Origin of the sequence: Candidatus Infernicultor aquiphilus, assembly GCF_002784285.1 — a bacterium.
Classification (GTDB): domain Bacteria; phylum Atribacterota; class Phoenicimicrobiia; order Phoenicimicrobiales; family Phoenicimicrobiaceae; genus Infernicultor; species Infernicultor aquiphilus.
The window spans coordinates 1-963 of the sequence record NZ_PFKO01000162.1; the positions used below are offsets into that span (position 1 = coordinate 1).

The window sequence follows — 963 nt, forward strand, 5'->3', positions numbered from 1 at the left end:
TCAATTACAACGTTTACGTCCCATGGTGCATTTTCACCAACTGGAATTTTATCTAAATTCATATATCATCCTTAATGTATTTTTGTTTTTAGACTACGCAATTTTGATGAAAAATTCAATTATTTAAATATCTATAAAACTATAAGCAGATATTGTGAATAAAAAATAAGTATTTAGAAATTTCACTATATGATATACGCATTTCTTGATATTATGAATATATACACCTATTTTATTGCAAAATATCATGATAAAACGACCAATCATTGCGCCCTCCCTTTTATCAGCTGATTTTTTAAATTTAGGGGAAGAGATAGAAAATTTAAACAATTCAGGCATAGATTGGCTTCATTTTGATGTTATGGATGGACATTTTGTGCCAAACCTTACTTTTGGGCCTATGATTTTGGCGCAGATCCGTCAAAAGACAAAATTATATTTAGATGTGCATTTAATGGTAGAAAACGCAGCGCAATATATTGAACCCTTTGTAAAAGCTGGCGCTGATGCGCTGTCTTTTCATATTGAAAACAACCCGCATATCCATAAAAATATTATGGAAGTTAAGTCACACAACAAAAAAGCTGGGGTCGTGATTAATCCTGGAACAAGTATTTGCGCTTTAGAAGGCATTTTACCCTTTGTTGATCACGTTCTATTCATGTCTGTTAATCCTGGTTTTGGCGGGCAGAAATTTATTCCTGAAACCTTGCAAAAAGTTTGTGCCTTACGTGAAATAATTCAAAAAAATGGTTATAAAATAACCATGATTATTGATGGTGGTATCAATGAAGCTACAGCGCTAGATGCATTAAGGGCAGGCATAGATGGCCTTGTAATTGGCAATGCTTTTTTCAAGCACCCCTTAAAAAAATATGATAAAATATGTACACATTACAAATCCTTAAAGTATGAAGCTGAAAGCAATTGATAATTAATGACGAATTTACTAGAAAGATCTGT

Annotated in this window: 1 protein-coding gene; it reads left to right on the forward strand. The window is 32.3% G+C overall.

What is annotated here, in order from left to right; translation table 11 throughout:
* Positions 1-235 precede the first annotated feature (235 nt).
* The gene (gene rpe / locus COZ07_RS04450; protein WP_406607382.1) at positions 236-931 is read left to right on the forward strand and encodes a ribulose-phosphate 3-epimerase; all 696 of its coding nucleotides are present in this window, start codon (positions 236-238) and stop codon (positions 929-931) included.
* Positions 932-963 lie beyond the last annotated feature (32 nt).